This is a genomic window from Sphingobium aromaticiconvertens, assembly GCF_037154075.1.
Lineage (GTDB): Bacteria > Pseudomonadota > Alphaproteobacteria > Sphingomonadales > Sphingomonadaceae > Sphingobium > Sphingobium aromaticiconvertens.
In genome coordinates this window covers 1-17,325 of the sequence record NZ_JBANRJ010000004.1, presented here as the reverse complement: position 1 = coordinate 17,325, position 17,325 = coordinate 1, and the positions used below count along the sequence as shown (strand labels likewise).

At 54.6% G+C, this 17,325-nt stretch carries 12 protein-coding genes and 1 pseudogene; 8 read left to right on the top strand and 5 right to left on the bottom strand.

The window, feature by feature from the left end; translation table 11 throughout:
* The first annotated feature begins 100 nt into the window (after positions 1-100).
* The 3 genes from WFR25_RS25790 to WFR25_RS25780 all read left to right on the top strand — a co-directional run bounded on the left by WFR25_RS25790 (position 101) and on the right by WFR25_RS25780 (position 3,724).
* A complete protein-coding gene (locus WFR25_RS25790) occupies positions 101-1,066 on the top strand; it encodes a GSCFA domain-containing protein (RefSeq protein WP_336975215.1) in 966 nt (321 codons plus the stop codon).
* A gap of 441 nt (positions 1,067-1,507) precedes the next feature.
* On the top strand, positions 1,508-2,398 hold the full coding sequence (locus tag WFR25_RS25785) for a replication initiator protein A (protein WP_336975214.1): 891 nt from the start codon (positions 1,508-1,510) through the stop codon (positions 2,396-2,398).
* A 474-nt stretch (positions 2,399-2,872) separates the two neighbouring features.
* Positions 2,873-3,724 carry a helix-turn-helix domain-containing protein gene (locus WFR25_RS25780; protein ID WP_336975212.1) on the top strand — a complete coding sequence of 284 codons (852 nt, stop codon included), beginning with the start codon at positions 2,873-2,875 and terminating at the stop codon, positions 3,722-3,724.
* A gap of 324 nt (positions 3,725-4,048) precedes the next feature.
* Here WFR25_RS25780 and WFR25_RS25775 read toward each other — a convergent pair whose 3' ends face one another.
* On the bottom strand, positions 4,049-4,381 hold the full coding sequence (locus WFR25_RS25775) for a hypothetical protein (protein WP_336975211.1): 333 nt from the start codon (positions 4,379-4,381) through the stop codon (positions 4,049-4,051).
* Complete coding sequence (locus WFR25_RS25770) at positions 4,378-5,073, bottom strand: ParA family protein (protein WP_336975209.1); 696 nt, start codon at positions 5,071-5,073, stop codon at positions 4,378-4,380. Before WFR25_RS25770 ends, WFR25_RS25775 begins: the two co-directional genes overlap by 4 nt.
* Positions 5,074-5,398: 325 nt before the next feature.
* Between WFR25_RS25770 and WFR25_RS25765 the strand changes: the two genes are divergently transcribed.
* The 4 genes from WFR25_RS25765 (at position 5,399) to WFR25_RS25750 (ending at position 13,910) form a co-directional block, all read left to right on the top strand.
* A complete protein-coding gene (locus WFR25_RS25765) occupies positions 5,399-6,367 on the top strand; it encodes a tetratricopeptide repeat protein (protein WP_336975207.1) in 969 nt (322 codons plus the stop codon).
* 3 nt (positions 6,368-6,370) lie between these two features.
* Entirely contained in the window at positions 6,371-11,752 is a 5,382-nt protein-coding gene (locus WFR25_RS25760; protein WP_336975205.1) for a glycosyltransferase, read from the top strand.
* A 123-nt stretch (positions 11,753-11,875) separates the two neighbouring features.
* The gene (gene gmd, locus WFR25_RS25755; protein WP_336975244.1) at positions 11,876-12,910 is read left to right on the top strand and encodes a GDP-mannose 4,6-dehydratase; all 1,035 of its coding nucleotides are present in this window, start codon (positions 11,876-11,878) and stop codon (positions 12,908-12,910) included.
* A gap of 100 nt (positions 12,911-13,010) precedes the next feature.
* Positions 13,011-13,910 carry a GDP-mannose 4,6-dehydratase gene (locus tag WFR25_RS25750; RefSeq protein ID WP_336975204.1) on the top strand — a complete coding sequence of 300 codons (900 nt, stop codon included), beginning with the start codon at positions 13,011-13,013 and terminating at the stop codon, positions 13,908-13,910.
* A 151-nt stretch (positions 13,911-14,061) separates the two neighbouring features.
* Here WFR25_RS25750 and WFR25_RS25745 read toward each other — a convergent pair whose 3' ends face one another.
* The 3 genes from WFR25_RS25745 to WFR25_RS25735 are packed head-to-tail and all read right to left on the bottom strand — an operon-like array spanning position 14,062 to position 16,651.
* Complete coding sequence (locus WFR25_RS25745) at positions 14,062-14,721, bottom strand: ABC transporter ATP-binding protein (protein WP_336975202.1); 660 nt, start codon at positions 14,719-14,721, stop codon at positions 14,062-14,064.
* Positions 14,718-15,518 (bottom strand): ABC transporter permease, encoded by an 801-nt coding sequence (locus WFR25_RS25740; protein WP_336975200.1) that lies wholly within the window; start codon positions 15,516-15,518, stop codon positions 14,718-14,720. The genes WFR25_RS25745 and WFR25_RS25740 overlap by 4 nt, the downstream gene beginning before the upstream one ends.
* 5 nt (positions 15,519-15,523) lie before the next feature.
* The gene (locus WFR25_RS25735) at positions 15,524-16,651 is read right to left on the bottom strand and encodes a KpsE/RkpR family capsule polysaccharide export protein (RefSeq protein ID WP_336975199.1); all 1,128 of its coding nucleotides are present in this window, start codon (positions 16,649-16,651) and stop codon (positions 15,524-15,526) included.
* Between the two features lie 439 nt (positions 16,652-17,090).
* On the opposite strand from WFR25_RS25735, the pseudogene WFR25_RS25730 reads away from it, so the two are divergent.
* Positions 17,091-17,325, top strand: a pseudogene (locus WFR25_RS25730) (polysaccharide biosynthesis/export family protein); the annotation flags it as partial.

Below are 17,325 nucleotides of genomic sequence, written 5' to 3'. Positions count from 1 at the left end.
TAACCCCGTACAAGGAAGGGCTATCTCACCTTCAAGCTCGTGCTATAGGCGAAGCCATGAGCTTTTAAAGTTTTGGCTCGGCTAAGAGGGGTAAACGTTGATGCGTCAAATTAGCGCGCGACACGCTGTTCGGAATTTGCGGAGTATCGGTGAGTTTGCGCAGTGGTCTTTCCGTGATGAAAATTCTGACTCTGAAGGGTTCGAGAGTACGAGGGGAGACATGGCTGCGGGACGAGTTTTCCGCGAGTTTACGCCTAATATCACTCCCAAGTTCACATTGGGCACTGATGCCGCTGTCTTCACCAGCGGTTCCTGTTTTGCTCGCGAGATCGAATTCGCGCTTCATTCGCTGGGCAAGACTGTACTCAGCTGGTCTCCTGAGGAAAAGCTACTAGGACCGGATACCTTTAACAGATATAATACTTTTTCTGTAATTAATGACTTTCGATTGGCAGATGCCGGCTCTTATGATGAGGATCTGATATGGGAGACGCCGCTTGGTTGGATCGATTACTCTTCTAACGGTGTCTACCCGTCTCGAGAAGAATTAGTAGCCGCCCGAAAATCGTCTATTGAAATCCACAAAAGGATATCTCAAGCTGATGTATTCGTCCTAACCCTTGGTCTGGTCGAAACTTGGTATGACATAAAGGCAGATACTTATCTGAATTTTACGCCAAGTGAAGTACTTTCAAGCAATCTTAGCAGGTTTGAGTGCCGCGTTACAGATTATGATGAAAATGTTCTGGCAGCAAAGTACTTGATTAAATTCCTACGAGATAAATTTAATCCAAACCTAAAAGTGATAATAACAGTTAGTCCTGTACCTCTGTTAGTTTCCTTTACCGGTCAGGATATAGTTCAAGCAAATACGTTCTCGAAGGCAACATTGAGAGCGGTTGCGCAAAAAATAGAGGAAGAAGATGAATTAGTAGACTACTTCCCATCATACGAAATCGTGACTATGTCTGATCCTAATAAGGCATGGCTGCCAGATTATCGACACGTACGGCGCGAGACTGTGTCTCGTATCATGCAAACTTTTATTGAACATTATTTGAAGTGAGGGGCCGTCGCCTTAATCCCCTTTCCTCGGTTCGCCTCAAAATGAAGGTACGTTCGAAGTGAGTGATTCCTGCGAACGGTCATGATCATTACGCTGGACGGGGGCTTGGCATCGGCTCGAGGTCCATCAAGCGAGCCTGGTTCCTTGGTCCGTGGTGCGCAAGCGGGGCTTGACCAAACTCCGGAGTTGAACGCCTTCACCACACGGCAACGCCTATATAACGATATGGTGCTGGCGAGTGGGAGAAGATTGGGGAGTTCACTGTAGCGCTGCTATCTGAATCCATTGGTGGGAGGCGTGCGAGATCAGTTTCAGGAAGCGGTCCTTGGCCGACATCATTCGTGTGCTGCATGAGTGGCAGGATGTCGCCTGCCATTGAGGAAGACAGTGCATAATTCGTGCTTTCGAGTAGAAATAGCAGACGTGATTTTCGGGGATGAAATGACCATGACGGCCACTCCGCAAGGTGAATTGTTCCGGCTCGACAGTCCGCTGACTGGCGAAATCCGCGGCGAGCGGTCGCTGATGGCCTTTCCCTTCTTCGCGCTCAGCAAGAATGCCTGGATGAAGCCGCTGGCCTATGCGACGCCCACCGTCTCCATCGAGGTGCGGCCGAGCGCGCGCGGGGTCGCGACCATCTATGACAAGGAAATCGTCCTCTATATCGCCAGCCTCATGGCGCTGAAGATGGATGCGGGCAAACAGGTGTCGCAGGATTTCATCTTCACCGCGCACGACCTGTTCAGCGTCACCGGCTCCAACCACAGCGCCCGCTCCTATACGCGTCTGGCCGATGCGCTGGAGCGTTTGCAGGGCACGCAGATCAAGACGAATATCGAGGCCGGGGGCGAAGGCGAGGACGGTTTCTTTTCCTGGCTGTCCGAAGCGCGGCTGCAATATGCGCGGTCGGGAAAGGGCGAAAAACGGCTGAAAGCCGTCAAAGTACGGCTGTGCGACTGGCTGTTTCGCGCCATTTTGCGCGATCGCCAAGTGCTCGACTATGCCTCCACCTATTTCCAGCTGGGACCGATTGAGCGGAGGATCTACGAAGTCGCCCGGTCGACCTGCGTCGATGACGAGCCGCTGGAAATGGACCTGCAGACGCTGAAATTACAAATCGGGTTTCAGAACCCCCTGTCCAATTTCCGTATCGCCATGCGCCAGATCGCCGCCGCCAACACGATCCCCGACTATGACATCTTGTTGATCGAGGATGCCCCGGCGGCCGACGATGACGGTCCCCGCAAGGTGGGGCGCAAACCGGCCAAGGCCCGGGTCATCATCACCCGGCGCACGTCGCTGGCGATAGACGATCAGGATGTGCCGGCCTGATCGACTGACGCGCATGACGTGGCCCCTTCAGGATCGGGGGCATCTGCCTCGATACCGCTCCTATGATTCGCAGACGGACCCAATTCCTACTCGAAAGCACGAATTGGAACGGCCTATTCCTACTCGAAAGCACGAATCGAGCGGCAATTCCTACTCGAAAGCACGAACGATTTTCAGCTTTCCTACTCGAAAGCACGAACCGTAAGACCTTCCACCCCACACTATATGCTGCGAATATGGCGCTGCTGGCGCGGGGCCAGCTGAGTTGGATGGAAAGGACGGCTGTGGCCGCATAAAAGAACGCCCGGCACGAAGGCCGGGCATCCGTTGGAATAGTGGAGCGACGTCGCCAAACGTCGAACCGGGAACCACAAGTTCTTTCTCCCTACGCCATATAGAACGTCGTTTCAAGGATGCGCGCTTCGCGCCACGCTCTCTTTTTGTCTGGTGGCGGCCCTTCACACGGAGGGACGAATGGGAACTTTTGCCCTGGGCGATGCGCTGGTCGGCGCGCTGGCCCATGTAAAAATCGCGAAATCATCGCAGCATAAGGCCAGATCGGGCGCGCCGCATCCGACCGGTGCACCGGTGCTGCGCGACAGTGTCGAGGCAGGCACCTTCGAGCATGTGTTTTTCGTGGCCCCGGCCAAGGGGGAAACGGATCGCCTGTTGCGCGCGGCGCGACGGATTCTCGATGCGGGCCGCCAGCTACGCAGCGAAGCGCGGTGCGACGGCCGCGTGCTGACACCGGCGGAACGGCTGCTCACCACCCTGACTGCCGCGAGTGTCCGTGTATTCGAGGAGATACTCACCCTCGCCCGGCTGAACCGGGGGCGCGTCTTCCCCAGCTATGATTATCTGGCGGAGGCGACCAGTTTGGGCCGCGCGACGATAGCGCGGGCGCTACGCATCCTGGAAGGCATCGGCTTTCTCGTGCGCCAGCGGCGCTTCAAGCGGGTCGAGGGCGATGGCCCGGGCCCCCGCTATGCGCAGACCTCCAACGTCTATCGCACTTTCCTGCCCCGGATCGTGCGCGATCATCTGCCGCGTTGGATGCGCCCTGCCCCCCTGCCCGACGATCAGCTGCAACGCGAAGCCGACCGGATTGAGGAGATCGACCAAATGCTGACGCGCCTGACGCTGCGCGAACAGGTCGATGCGACAATGACCGGTCCGCTCGCCAAGGTTCTCGCCCGTCTTGGGGCTGCGATCGAGAGCCAAGAGCGTGAGTCTCAAAATCATCTGCAACCGCTCCCTAAGTCTTCTATAAAGGAGAAAAATGGAGTTGGCCAAAATGGCCAACCCGCCAAGGCTCTGTGGAAATAGCTGCCCGCTGTCATCGAACCTGCCCCTGCTATGCTGATCGCAAGGCCTGAACGCTCCGCTTCGCGGCGCGAATGCTCCCAACAGGAGCAAGCGGCTTTGACGCGCGCAAAAACAGCCATGGTGTCGTTGGCCAGCACGGATATGCAGATTGGAACGCTTTGACAGACAGCTTTGATGAAGCGCTGCAAAAACGCGGTTTCAAAGGATGATTGCGTGAAAGATAGCTATCCAGTATCCTATGTTACTAGATAGCTATCTGATAGCCTATGGTATCGATATATTATCTTAAACCTGTCTGCGATGACCACAGGTCATCCTCTCCGCTCAAGGTTTTTCTGCTTTTTCCAAGGCGGCCAGCGCCTGTTCCAGTATCGCGCCCAGAGGCAGGTCGCGTTCGTCGGCAATGCGGTACAGGGTATCAATGGTTTCCTCGGTCGCCTTGATATTGATCTGGCGATTGCGCCCGGTGACATGGCGCCGGGGTCGGCGCGCTACAGGTGCAGCCGACTCTCCCGCCCCCGTTGGCGCGCCCTGGGCCTTGCGGCTTGGGAAGCCACTGGCCTGCGCCAACTGGTCGATGGCTTCGGGTGCGATCGGACGAGTTTCGCCTTGCGGGGCAAAATCGTCCAGATCGCCGAAGGGATTGGCCCGGCTCATTGCGCTATCTCCTTTTGTACGGCAGCGCCCCGCTTCTCGCGCAGCCGCTCGATCACCTCGACCGTAAACTGTTCGGCATTGACGATCGCCTTGTCGAGATTGGACACATCCTTCCCGTCCAGATGTTCCAGCGTCTGCCGAAAGGAAAATATGGCGCGAAAGGCTTCGCGCTCATGCAGTTGCACCGCGAACATCGGCACGCCGGCATCGACCAGCCCACCCTGGATATGTCCCATCGTGCGCGTGCGGATGATCGGGCTGGTGCGGGTCAGCAGCACGCCATAGGGCACTGCCCTGCCCGTCATCTTCTCATGCTGTTTGAGCACGCGGATTGCCCGGCTCGCCTGCTCGGCGTCAAGCTGCGACCCCTGCATCGGGATCACCACCAGATCGGCCTGGCTGACCGCCAGCAGAACGATCTTGGCCGCTGTTCCTTCCAGGTCGACGATGACGAACGGCGCGCTGGCCGCCGCTTCCTCGATCCGGTCGAGAATATTGTCCTCATCGACATCGGCTACGATTGAGAGGTTTTCGGGTAACTGCGCGCCCTTCCCCCAAGCCGCGATCGGATGATTGGGATCGGCGTCCACCACGCACACCTTCGCGCCACGCGCCAGCTGGGAGGCGAGGAGGAGGGCAGCGGTGGTCTTGCCAACGCCCCCCTTGGGACTGATAAATGCGATGGTTGGCATGGGATATCCTTTAAGCTATTGGATAGCTATCTGGTAGCTACTTATTGGTCAATGCACGTGTGGACCCAATCATAATGAGATAGAAATTTGCACGCTCGACCGAGCATGTACAAACCGGATGATGGGCTTTCTCAAGCAATATCTAGCTGAAAAGGGGCGCGATAAATCTCAGGATTGCAATTGCCAAAATCCCCGTGCATTGCGCTAATTGCCTATCTTTGAGGCCTTATTCAGCCCAGGGTTGCGAGAGAGTCAGATGTGTTTGGGGCAAAAGTCCTGATCATATCTTGGTTGTGCTGGAACGAAATATATAGAGAGCCATGCTATGAATTTGGTAGATCCTGCCTCTAACTCTCTACTTGAAATCAATAAGTCCAAATTGCCTCCCACAATAACCTTTTATCTGGCTCGCAACGCGACGAAGCGGGCGCGTGCCGCAGCCCGTAGACAGGACTGGGCTGTGGCTGTGGAGACCTACCTCCAGGCTTTGCGATTAACACCGAAAGAGGGGCGTTTATGGGTTCAGCTAGGCCACGCCTATGGCCATCTGGCGTTGCCGGAGGCAGCAGAGCGCGCCTATCTGAATGCAACCCACGCACAACCCGATTATGTGGCCGGGCATCGCCATTTAGGATATGTGCGTCGCGGCACGCATCTCCATGATCAGGCCATGGGATCGTTGGCACGGGCGTTATTGCTTGAACCAACGGATCGGAGCATTGCTGAGATATTCCTCGCTGAAAAAGGGGAGGCCGGAACTCAGGAAAGTCTCAACAGAGCGGCGCTCGCCCATGCCGACGAGTGTCGGTCCGACCGCCCATTAGGGTTGCAGGCAGGTTGGCTGAGATCGAAGGCGCGGAAAGCCGCGCGTCGTCAAGAATGGAAATCTGCGGAAAAGCTGTATGTCGCACTGACGCGGATTCAGCCAGGCAACCCAGACGCTTATCTCCAGCTTGGTCACACACTCAACGAACAAAATCGGCAGCCAGAAGCTGAACTTGCCTACCGCCGCGCGATAGGCTGTGACCCGCTTTATGCCGATCCATGGTTGCATCTGGGCTATGTGCTGACCGCCCAGAACCAACATGGCGCGGCTCGTGAAGCCTTTGCAACTGTCCTCAGGCTTGCGCCAAATCGTCTAGATGCTCATCCGATACTGGCCAGCGCTCAGAGTGTGCAAGAACCGTTCCAGGACCTTACAGGAGCACAAGCGATGGCGTGTCCCCCTTATCTGGGGGAACGTGAGAAAGCCATCTGGAACCTTTTGGCGACACATATTCAGAGCAGGCATTAATTAATGCGCATAGTGATAGACATGCAACCATGCCAGAATGGCAGTCGACATCGGGGCATTGGTCGACATTCCATGTCTTTTGTTCGGGCAATGGTGAAGTCCGGGCGTGATCACGAATATATCCTCGCGTTCAATCGGTCTTTCCCAGACGGTATCGACGAGATCCGGCGTTCCTTTGACGGATTGCTTCCGCCCAGCGCTTTTGTCATTTACTCCGTGCCTCCCATGGCAACGGCAGCCGATCCCCTGAATGCGTGGCGGAACCGCGCCGCTGAAATGGTGCGCGCGCATTTCCTGGAAAGCCTGTCGCCTGATATTGTATTCGTTCCCAGCCTGTTTGAAGGCTTTTGGGACAATACCGTCGTTTCCGTTGAAAAGGATGCACCCTATCTTACGGCTGTCACACTCTATGATCTGATCCCTCTGGAAGATCTGCCGCGTTACCTTGGCGGAGAGGATGATCGTGCTGCCTATTTTCGCCGGCTGAACGACGCGCGTCACGCCGATCTGCTGCTTGCCATTTCACATTACGTTGCCGATGAGGCCGTCGCCAGGATAGGTGTGCCGGAAAACAAGGTCGTTGTCGCATATTGCGGGGTCGACGACATGTTTCAGGTGCCCCAGGATGATGCGCTTGAAACGATGGCCCTGCTGAACCGTTACGGCATAACACGTCCTTATGTAATGACGGCAAGCCCATTGGAGCCGAGAAAGAATATCGAAGGTCTGATCGCAGGGTTTGCGAGCATGACGAAGCAGGTGCGAGATGGCCATCAGCTTGTCTTTGCAGGCAAGATGGACGCATTCGCCCAACGCTATATAAGCGGTCTGGCAAGAGATGAGGGTTTGGCGGAAGGCACGGTTGTGTTTCCCGGCTTCATTCCCGATGCTGATCTGCCCACATTATATCATCGCAGCAGCGTTTTTGCCTTTCCATCCTATAGCGAAGGCTTCGGCTTGCCGCTGCTTGAGGCAATGGCCTGCGGTACGCCAGTCGTTGGGTCATTCTGTACCAGTATACCAGAAGTGCTTGGTCGATCCGATCTGGCCTGTGACCCAGCCAATGTCGTCGAAATTGGTCAGGCGATCGAACGGATATTAACCGACACAGGGCTTCAACAAGAACTGAGGGCATTCGGACCTCGCCGCGCAGCACTATTTTCTTGGGAAAAGTCAGCGGCGGTCGCACTGGACGCGCTTGAAATGTTGCAACGAGAGCGCGGTCACGCTGAAGCTATCGAGAGACAAGATAAGGAAACCGAAGAATCGCGGATGGCGATGGCCTTGCTGGTGCCGGACGTTCCACCCGAACATCGTCTTGCCGGCCTCACCAATGCCTTGGCAGCCGCGCTGGCCGACAGGTTTGATCTCACTATCATTAGCGATGGTAGCACCCCCACGAGCCAATGGTTGCGCGCAAATTGCGCCATTAAGGATATCAGCTGGTTTGAAACCCACACGGATCGTTTCCACCATATCCTTTATAGTGCGGACTATATGGCTGGCGCAGATTTCCGTCAGCTCATGCATCGCCAGAAGGGCAGCCTGCTGCTGGTCGAGCGCCTTTCCCGGCCAGATGACAAAATGTTGAGCGGGCGTAAGCTTTTTGATGGCGCCGAACTGGCCCTGTTTGAATCGCACGGTTTTAGTGGCCTGACACAGGCTGTGGCCGGGGATCTATTACTCGATGATATGATTCTGCTTCTCACCAGAGATCTGATGGAACGCACCACTAATTTCTATGTGGAAGCAGACGCACGGGTTGAGCATCCGGCCCGTCTCGAAATCATGCCGATCGCGCTGTCCGAGGAAGCGCGCAAAACGTTTTGCGACAAGATAGGCGTCAGCGAAGCGCCCGCCATGATTGTCGCAATCGCCGCAGATGGCGACATGGTGTCCAGGATAATCCAGGATTTCCGCGTTGCATGCGTCGGTATGGCCGACAAGCCGGTTCTGATCGTTTTTTGCCGCGATGGTGAACGGTCATCAGACGATAAAAAAAGCAGCAAGCTGACGGACGGGGTTTTCCGGGTCGGCTTCGATCTTGACTCCGTCTATTGCGGCCTTTTGTCGACGGCGGATATCCTGATCGTCGATGACGCTCTGTCGGATAATATCAGAAACAGGATCGGCATCGATTATCCCGCAGGGCGCAGACATTCGGTTAGTGACCTCACGCCTGCGGCGCTGGGAGAATGGGTGGCTGCGCTCAAATCATCCAGGAGCGATGCCTGCGACCTGGACTTAACCGGCGCAAACAAGCCCGGTGCGGTCAATGCAGCACAATTGATCGACAGGGAGAAACGGGCGCCGCGCACGAATGATGGCGCGCTTAAGTCCTTCATAGCACGCCTGCCCGAAGAAGTTCGCGGAATAAGGCCCGACAGCAACGATCTGGCAAAGGTGGCGGTCGCGCTTGCACGCAACGAAATATGCGCGAGAGAACCACAAATTTATATCGACCTGACGGCGTTCGCGAGATTCAATCCAAGCCATCGTCTCGACCAGATCGTCAGGAATTGGCTGCAGGTTATTTTCAGACAAGCCGGGAACAGAGTGCGCGCCGTTTTCAGTGACGGCAATAATTTCGTTGTGGCTAACAAGTTCACAGCCAGAATGTGCGGTGTTGCGAACAGTTGTCTTAACGATCATCTTCTGGAGCCTCAGATCGGTGATCGCATTGTCGGTTTCGATCTTTTCCATTCTTTCACCGGCAGCAGCGTCGATCTGCTTCGGGCAGCGCGTAACGACGGCGTGGCGTTGAGCTACATTTTGCTTGATAATCTGGCCTTTCAACGCGACGCGCTGATGGCCTCCTTTGCCGCGACACTCCTGGCATGGATCGACCAGACCGATTTATCGAACCATAGTTCTCTGGCAGGATTGCCTCAGGAAAGGACGGAATCTGCGCTGCGACAACTGGCATCGCGCGACGATCGCGTGCAGGCGCTGTTGGATGCGGACATTCCCGTCGCCGTTCTCGACTGCCCTGGCCTGTTTACCAATATTTCAACTGCGGCCGAGGCCTCTACCGCCATGTCCCCGGCGCTTACGCGAGCGGTCGACGAATGGCGCGTGCAAAGGCGAAAGCCCGATGCGCCCGCTCGCGACGGCACCAACGCGGCTGATCTTGGGCATGTTGTCGCTGGCCATATCCTGGGAAGCTACAGCCTCGCCATCATCAACCGCATGCTTGCAAGAACATTGGAAGCAAGCTTTCCCGGGCAGGCCCGCTTCCTGCCGATTGAGACGGTGCCTATCGGCCATACCGAGGGCGTGCCTGCCGATGACAAGCCGCTCATGATCGAATTGTCGACACGAACGGCCCCAAATCAGGGCAATGAGGTCGTTATCAGCCATCACTATCCCGTCGTGATCCCCGAAGGAGATTACCGGTTGATGATGGCCCTGTTCTTCTGGGAAGAAAGCGCGGTTCCAGAGCATACGGTCCAGCGCCTTGCAAAGAGCTTCGATGCCATCATTTCGCCTGCGCGGACGGTCACGAACGCGCTTTTGGATTCAGGATTGCCGATCCCTGTTGCGACGATCGGGCAGCCTGTCGATATTGAGCCTTATGCCGCTCTTGCCAGCGGCAGGCACTCGCGTGGTAAAGAAATCCGCTTCCTGCATGTGTCCTCCTGCTTCAAGCGGAAGGGTGTCGATGTGCTTCTTGAAGCATGGGCGAAGGCCTTCACCTCCGCCGATCCCGTTCGCCTTGTCATCAAAACCTTTCCGAACCCGCATAATGATGTGGAGCAGCAACTGGCGGAATTGACGGAGCGCTACCCCAATCTTGCCAAGGTCGAGATCGTCAATCGGGACGTTGAGCAAAGGGAGCTGCTACAATTTTACGCCGATGCGGACGTGATGGTTCTGCCATCTCGAGGGGAGGGCTATAATCTGCCAGCATTGGAGGCGATGGCGTCCGGATTGCCGCTGATCGTTACTGGACATGGCGGGCAGCGCGACTTTTGCGGCATGCAGGAAGCCCGTCTGGTGGATTATCGCTTCGCGCGGTCCGGAAGTCACGTCAGCGGACATCATTCGCTTTGGGTAGAGCCAGATGTCGAGGATCTGGCAGCCGCGTTGCGGGAGCAAGCCGATCCCGAACAGTCGGCTGTCATCGAGGAACGGCGGCAGCGCGCAATTGCGGCGGCTGCAAAGGAAAGCGACAAGACAGCTTGGCTGCATCGCTACACCGCGATGGTCGAGGATCTTCTTTATGCCTCAAATCGGGAAACAGCGCGTATCGCTTGGATCAGCACTTGGGGCGTTCAATGCGGTATTGCGCAATATTCCCAATATTTGATCGACCATTTTTCGTCGGCCACGCAGCGCGAATTGACGGTAATATGCGATCATCGGACTGCGCCGAGGTTTGTTTCTCAGGCCCGTCATAGACCGGCTTGGCCTGTTGAAAATGTACCGAAAATTGATCCTATCCTGGATGCAGTTGGCGAAATTGATGCGGAAGCCGTGGTCATCCAGCATCAGGATGGGCTGATTTCCTGGGATCAACTTGGCCGTATGGCGTTAGATGATCGTTTGGCTGACAAGGTGACGGTGATCATCTTGCACAATCCCGGCAACATCGTGCTTGCCGGGTCCGATGAAATAATGCTCCTGCTCGAAGGGCTGGGGAAGGTCAGCCGGGTACTTGTACACAATGTCGCCGACATGAATTTCCTTCTGTCGATGGGCCTGAAGCACAATGTCGGTTTGCTGCCTCATGGGGCATTTGCCAGAGACCAAGCACCGTGGCCAAAACGTTTTGGGCCGCAGGATGCGCCAATCATCGGTTGTCACGGCTTTTTCTTCCGCCACAAGGGCATAGACAAACTGATCCGAGCCGCGGCCTTGTTACGTCAGGAATGGCCCAATCTTAAGCTGCGCCTTGTCAACGCCCAGTTCCCCGGGGAAGGGCATGAAGCATATATTACCGAGTGCAAGATGCTGGCGCAATCGCTCGGCCTATATGATGCGATCGAATGGTATCAGGAGTTCATGCCGATCGAACGGGTCAACGACCTGCTGGTCGGATGTGACATCGTTACTTTGCCCTATGGCGAGAGTTCGGATTCTGCCAGTGGCGCCGTCCGCGTGTCGCTGGCGAGCATGGTGCCGCTGGTGGCGACACGGGTCAAAATCTTCGCGGAACTTGGTGAGGCAGCCGCCTGGGCGGACAGCAATGAGCCGGAAGAACTGGCCGAGGTGATCGGCTCCTTGCTCCGAAGTCCTGAAAAGCGGCGGACGGTCCAGGCTGCGATGCACGAATGGCTGAGCGCACATGACTGGAACCGTGTTGCCGGCACTTTGGAAGGTATGATTCAGGGATTGGTGCAGGAAAAGCGTCTGGGATGGGATTTTCAGCGCAATGGGCATTAAGAGGCAGGTGAGTGAATGGGAGCTCAATATCTGTCTCAAGTCGTTTGCAATGAGCGGCAGCAATAATGTCTTGTGCCATTGTTATAGTATTTACGCATAGTTTTGTAATTTAAGAGGAATATGATGAAGACAGCAATAGTTACCGGTATATCTGGACAAGATGGAGCGTATCTTGCTGAGCTTCTTTTGGGCAAGGGGTATAAAGTTTATGGAACTTACCGCCGTACAAGTTCTGTAAATTTTTGGAGAATTGAAGAACTTGGTATTGCGAATCATCCAAATCTGTCTCTGGTAGAATATGATTTAACCGACTTGTCATCCAGTATTCGCCTTTTGCAGACGACCGGTGCGAGCGAAGTCTATAATCTGGCAGCACAAAGTTTTGTCGGCGTCTCATTCGACCAGCCTGTCACGACCGCGGAGATCACTGGCATCGGTCCGCTCAATCTTCTTGAGGCGATTAGGATCGTGGATCCCAAGATCCGTTTCTACCAAGCGAGCACCTCCGAGATGTTCGGTAAGGTCCAGGCCGTTCCGCAGGTTGAAGATACGCCCTTTTATCCGCGAAGTCCCTATGGTGTTGCAAAGCTGTACGCGCACTGGATTACTGTCAACTACCGCGAAAGTTACGATATTTTCGGCTGTAGCGGCATATTGTTCAATCACGAAAGTCCGCTGCGTGGCCGGGAGTTCGTAACTCGGAAAATCACAGACAGCGTCGCAAAGGTGAAGCTGGGAAAGCTCGATTGCCTGGAACTGGGCAATCTCGATCCCAAGCGGGATTGGGGTTTCGCCAAGGAATATGTCGAGGGCATGTGGCGGATGCTTCAGGCCGATGAGCCTGACACCTATGTTCTGGCGACAAATCGCACAGAAACCGTCCGTGATTTTGTGCAGATGGCATTCAAAGCTGCCGAGATCGATGTCGAATTTTCTGGTAAGGAAGAGAATGAAATCGCGGTCGACGCCGCTACCGGCAAGACCGTTATGCGCGTCAATCCCCGCTTCTATCGTCCCGCTGAGGTCGATCTTTTGATCGGCAATCCCGAAAAGGCCATGAAGAAGCTCGGCTGGAAGCCGGAAACCAACCTGGAACAGCTCTGCAAGATGATGGTTGATGCTGACCTTGTCAGGAACAGCGTAAATGCCTCCTTCTGATCTCCTAGAGGAAGATTTCAGGATTATATTGATTGCGTGAGGACCTGGCGACGCTTGTGTCATTAGGTCGATATGCCAGCATGGCTACGGTGAGATGTCTATGAGCAAAATTTTGATTACGGGCGTGGACGGCTTCACCGGACGCTATCTGGCAGCATTACTGGCGAACCAAGGCGATGAAATTATTGGACTTTCGCACAGTCTGATAACTAATCCGGTCGATGGATTGGCGGCATCACATGTGTGTGACCTAACCGATGCTCAAGGGCTGAAGGACGTCGTCGCGGAACTCCGGCCCGATAAGGTTGCGCATCTGGCCGCGATCGCCTTTGTTTCTCATGGGGTAGTCGAGGATATCTACCGAACAAACATCGTCGGCACTCGTAACTTGTTGGAGGCGGTCAGCGCCGTAGGTGGGGCTAAAGCCGTACTTCTTGCTAGCAGCGCCAATATCTATGGCAATCGCGTCAGTGGTGCGATTGACGAGACTGTCGTGCCGGATCCGGTCAATGACTATGCTGTAAGCAAGATTGCGATGGAATTTGTTGCGAATCTCTATCGGGAACGACTGCCGATCATTATCGCGCGCCCATTCAATTATACCGGGGTAGGTCAATCCATCGATTTCGTCATTCCCAAAATCATCGATCATGTTCGACGCAAGGCCGACCGGATTGAACTTGGTAATCTGGATGTTGCCCGCGACTTCTCGGATGTAAGGGACGTTGTGTTGGCCTACGCTACCCTTCTGTCCGAGCCTAGTGCCGTGGGAGAAATCTTTAATATCTGTTCGGGCGAAGCACATTCATTGCGAGACGTGATCGAGATGATCAAAGATATATCGGGGCATGATTTTGAGGTGACCGTTAATCCAGCCTTTGTTCGTAAGAATGAAGTAAAGATGCTCTGGGGTGATCGCAGCAAGATCGAGGCGATGTCGGGTCAATGCTCAGTCTACACTTTACGAGACACGCTTGCATGGATGCTTGAAGGGCAGTAATATAGTGATATAGGACTATGAAAAGCGCATATAATGCGGCCCGACATTGTAATAAAAAGCCCATGCTATGCGAATCGAGGTGCAGGCGAATGTATTAAATCTTTCGCCTGCTGCAGCTAAGATCAGAGATTAACCGATCGGATAGTAATTTCTATTGTGCATGCAAATTATGCATGTGGCGGGCATGAGCTTGGTCGAAATCAGAATAAAATTGCATTTTCCCATCATGAAGAACAGCAAATTTTGAGCAGTGATTTCTAACATATTCGATGTCATGAGAAATGATCAGCATAGCACGATCACGACGTTTTTGGAAAAGCTCTATCTCACATCTTTCGTGAAACCGCGCATCGCCAACGGCGCTAATTTCGTCAATGAGATAACAGTCAAATTCTATAATCATGGAAATGGCAAAGGCGAGTCGCGCGCGCATGCCTTGTGAATAGGACCTGACTGGTTCTCTCAGGTACAGGCCTAATTCGGTAAAATCGGCTACGAAATCTATATTTTGTTTATAATCCTGTTTATATATCCGGCTTATAAAACGGACATTGTCCAGCCCTGTTAATGCGCCTTGGAAAGCGCCACCAAAGGCCAACGGCCAAGAAACAGACATATTCCTGTTTACGTAGCCTGATGTCGGCTGCTCTGCTCCACTAACAAGACGGATCAGGGTAGACTTTCCTGCGCCATTACGCCCAAGAATTCCGAGCTTTTCTCCATGATCTAACGTGAAGGAGATATCATTCAATACAACACGGTCTCCCGACCGTGTCGGGTAAACTTTGGTTACATGTTCGACCTTGATCACTCCGGTGTTATCCTCAGACTGACCACTTTGATTTGCGCCAGCGCAATTAAGGTAAGCGCAATGCACCATATCAACAGATAGGGAAGGTCGTAATGAGCCCGGATTTGGTTACCGAAATAGCCCTCGCGCACGATCTCTACACCGTTCACCATTGGAACGTAGAGCGCATACTTCTGTACTGAAGTCGGTAAGGCGTCAACCATGAAGGCTGCTCCTGAAAGCGGAAAGGTAATGTAGGATACTGGGTGCCAGAATCTGTCAACCAGTTCGCTCCTTTCACTTAAAGCTCCCAACAGCATAGCGAGGCTAGCACCGAACCAAGCAAGTAAAAGCCAGCCTGCAGTTACCAGAAGAACATCGTCAGGTGGCTCTAGCCAACCGATATAGATGTAGAACAGGCCAAGCGTGATGAACGAGATCGTCGCTCCGCCGGCCTCAAGCAGAAGGCGCGCCAGGAAAACATCGATTGCCTTGACATTGCGATGATACATGAGCGCAAGATTGGGTCCTATGGCGCCGATGCAGCGGGCAGGCATGTTACGCCACAGGAGCACACTGGAATAGCCTGTGAGCGCAAAGGCCACGATCGGTAACGATGATCCATGGCTCGCATTGGATACTGTCCACAAAATCGTAACCCCGGTCGTGAACAGCATGGGTTCGACAAACAGCCAGAGAAAGCCGATATTGTGTCGGCCATAGCGGGTGAGTATCTCCCGCATAAGGAGCGCATAGATCACCCGGCCTTGGATCGTTGCGCTGCGGCGGATCGTGGCGAGTTGGGAAAAGGCCGTCATGGTCACTAGTCCCGGTGTTCCAGCATGCCCGCGACCAGCATACTGATGATGGCCCATGCGGCCAAGCCCAGGATGAGGGTCGAAAAAATGCCGCGCCAACGCCTTGGCTCCAATGGTTCGTCGGGGGCATTGGGCTGCACGATACGCTCGACATAGGCCTGTTTGCGGTTCGCTTCGTTCCGCGCATCATCCAAGGATGCCATGGCGCTCGCCAGTTGCTTGTCGGCGAACTGGTTTTCGAGCAGCACGCGCTGATATTGGGCGGCGCGTGACGACAGTGACTTGCTGCTGCCGGCGACAAGGCCAAGCTGCTTGTCAATTTCATCGCTCAGGCTTTTGGCCCGCGCCACCAGAACCTCGATCTGGGGGTTCTGGGGGGAAACGGTACGTGTTTCCGTCAATTGCGTCCGCGTGGCGATCAGTTCGTCCTGAAGCTTTGAAATCATCTGGATCTGGACGGTCGCCTGCTTTTCAGGGTCCACGATCCCTACTGCATTGCGATAGGTCGACAAGGCCAGCGCCGCGCTTTGCGACTTGGCTTTGGCGTCATCGACTTCCCTTTGGGCAAAACGGATCAGATCCTGCCGCCCGCGTTCGTTCAGCGTGTTGACCGTAGCCTCGGCCATTTCCAGCAGTTGTTCGTTGAACCGGCTTGCATCCTGCGGCTTGAAAGCGCGAACGGTAAGGGTGACGATGGAGGAGGAAGTCTCGTACTTTACGTCGACCTTCTTTTTATAATATTTGTACAGATCCTCGAAAGTCGATCCTATGCCAAAGCCGGAAAAGCGATCGAAAGCGGATATCGATGGATCGGAATAGGCGTGTGTAAAGGCGTTTTTCCGGTTAAGCGCCTGCAGGGCGTCGCGGGACTGGACATAATCCTGAGCCGCGTAAACCTCATCCCCCGAATTGGCGAAGCCCGAACTTTTGAACAGCGCCCCCAATCCGGTCGGTGTCGATTTTTCGGGGCTTCGCACAGTGAAGCGGGATTCGGAAATATAGACATCCGAAGCAATGAAGCCGAAATATATAGTGGCCAGCAGGGTTGGAATAATGACCGTAAACAGGAATAGCGGGCCGACCTTCTTAAATCTGCCCGTGATTTTTTCCGGCATCTGCATAATATGTGGCACGCTTTTCTGATTTTCCTGCGGACGTTCAACGCCAGCTTCCGTTTCGGCGTGAGCGGTATCCATAAACGTAATCGACCCTGATACAAGCCAGCATCCGCGTGGGATATGGGCAGCGCCCGCCCCTAGCCGCCTTGGCCCTCATCGTCCAGCAGGCTACTGAAAAAGTCTCACCTTGTGGCGCGATTTGAACAGTGCTGGCTGGCAGGCCGCCAAGGACTGAGGGTTCTGGACCATTGCCGGCCTTTATACGGGCAATGGCAAATTATCTCCTGCGTCCTTGATCCGCTTCTTTGGTTCAGCCATAGGTCAGCACCTTTCGCCCACGAACCTGCTTGTTTGTATATTTGGATCTGGCTGAACCTCGATGGAAAAATCACTTATGTCAGTCCGAATGGTGGGAACGGCATGCCTAGCGATGGCGCTTTCAGGCTGCGCCATCATGTCTTCTTCCGGTCCGTCCGCGCGCAGCATCAACAAGGCGGAGCAGGATCATCTGGTCGGTGATGCCAATATCAACGTCATAGATGTCACAGATGCGGTGGTGCGCAATATTATCGCGAAAACCCATACATCCTCCTTCTCCGAGGATCTGGGCGAAGGTAGGCCGATCGGTTCGGTGATCGGGCAGGGCGATGTGCTGGACATCGCGATATGGGAAGCACCGCCTGCCACCC

Bases quoted from the DNA above. Each gene is read 5' to 3' on its own strand.
- WFR25_RS25790 (WP_336975215.1), top strand. From the start codon at position 101: ATGCGTCAAATTAGCGCGCGACACGCTGTTCGGAATTTGCGGAGTATC.
- WFR25_RS25785 (WP_336975214.1), top strand. From the start codon at position 1,508: ATGACCATGACGGCCACTCCGCAAGGTGAATTGTTCCGGCTCGACAGT.
- WFR25_RS25780 (WP_336975212.1), top strand. From the start codon at position 2,873: ATGGGAACTTTTGCCCTGGGCGATGCGCTGGTCGGCGCGCTGGCCCAT.
- WFR25_RS25775 (WP_336975211.1), bottom strand. From the start codon at position 4,381: ATGAGCCGGGCCAATCCCTTCGGCGATCTGGACGATTTTGCCCCGCAA.
- WFR25_RS25770 (WP_336975209.1), bottom strand. From the start codon at position 5,073: ATGCCAACCATCGCATTTATCAGTCCCAAGGGGGGCGTTGGCAAGACC.
- WFR25_RS25765 (WP_336975207.1), top strand. From the start codon at position 5,399: ATGAATTTGGTAGATCCTGCCTCTAACTCTCTACTTGAAATCAATAAG.
- WFR25_RS25760 (WP_336975205.1), top strand. From the start codon at position 6,371: ATGCGCATAGTGATAGACATGCAACCATGCCAGAATGGCAGTCGACAT.
- gmd (WP_336975244.1), top strand. From the start codon at position 11,876: ATGAAGACAGCAATAGTTACCGGTATATCTGGACAAGATGGAGCGTAT.
- WFR25_RS25750 (WP_336975204.1), top strand. From the start codon at position 13,011: ATGAGCAAAATTTTGATTACGGGCGTGGACGGCTTCACCGGACGCTAT.
- WFR25_RS25740 (WP_336975200.1), bottom strand. From the start codon at position 15,518: ATGACGGCCTTTTCCCAACTCGCCACGATCCGCCGCAGCGCAACGATC.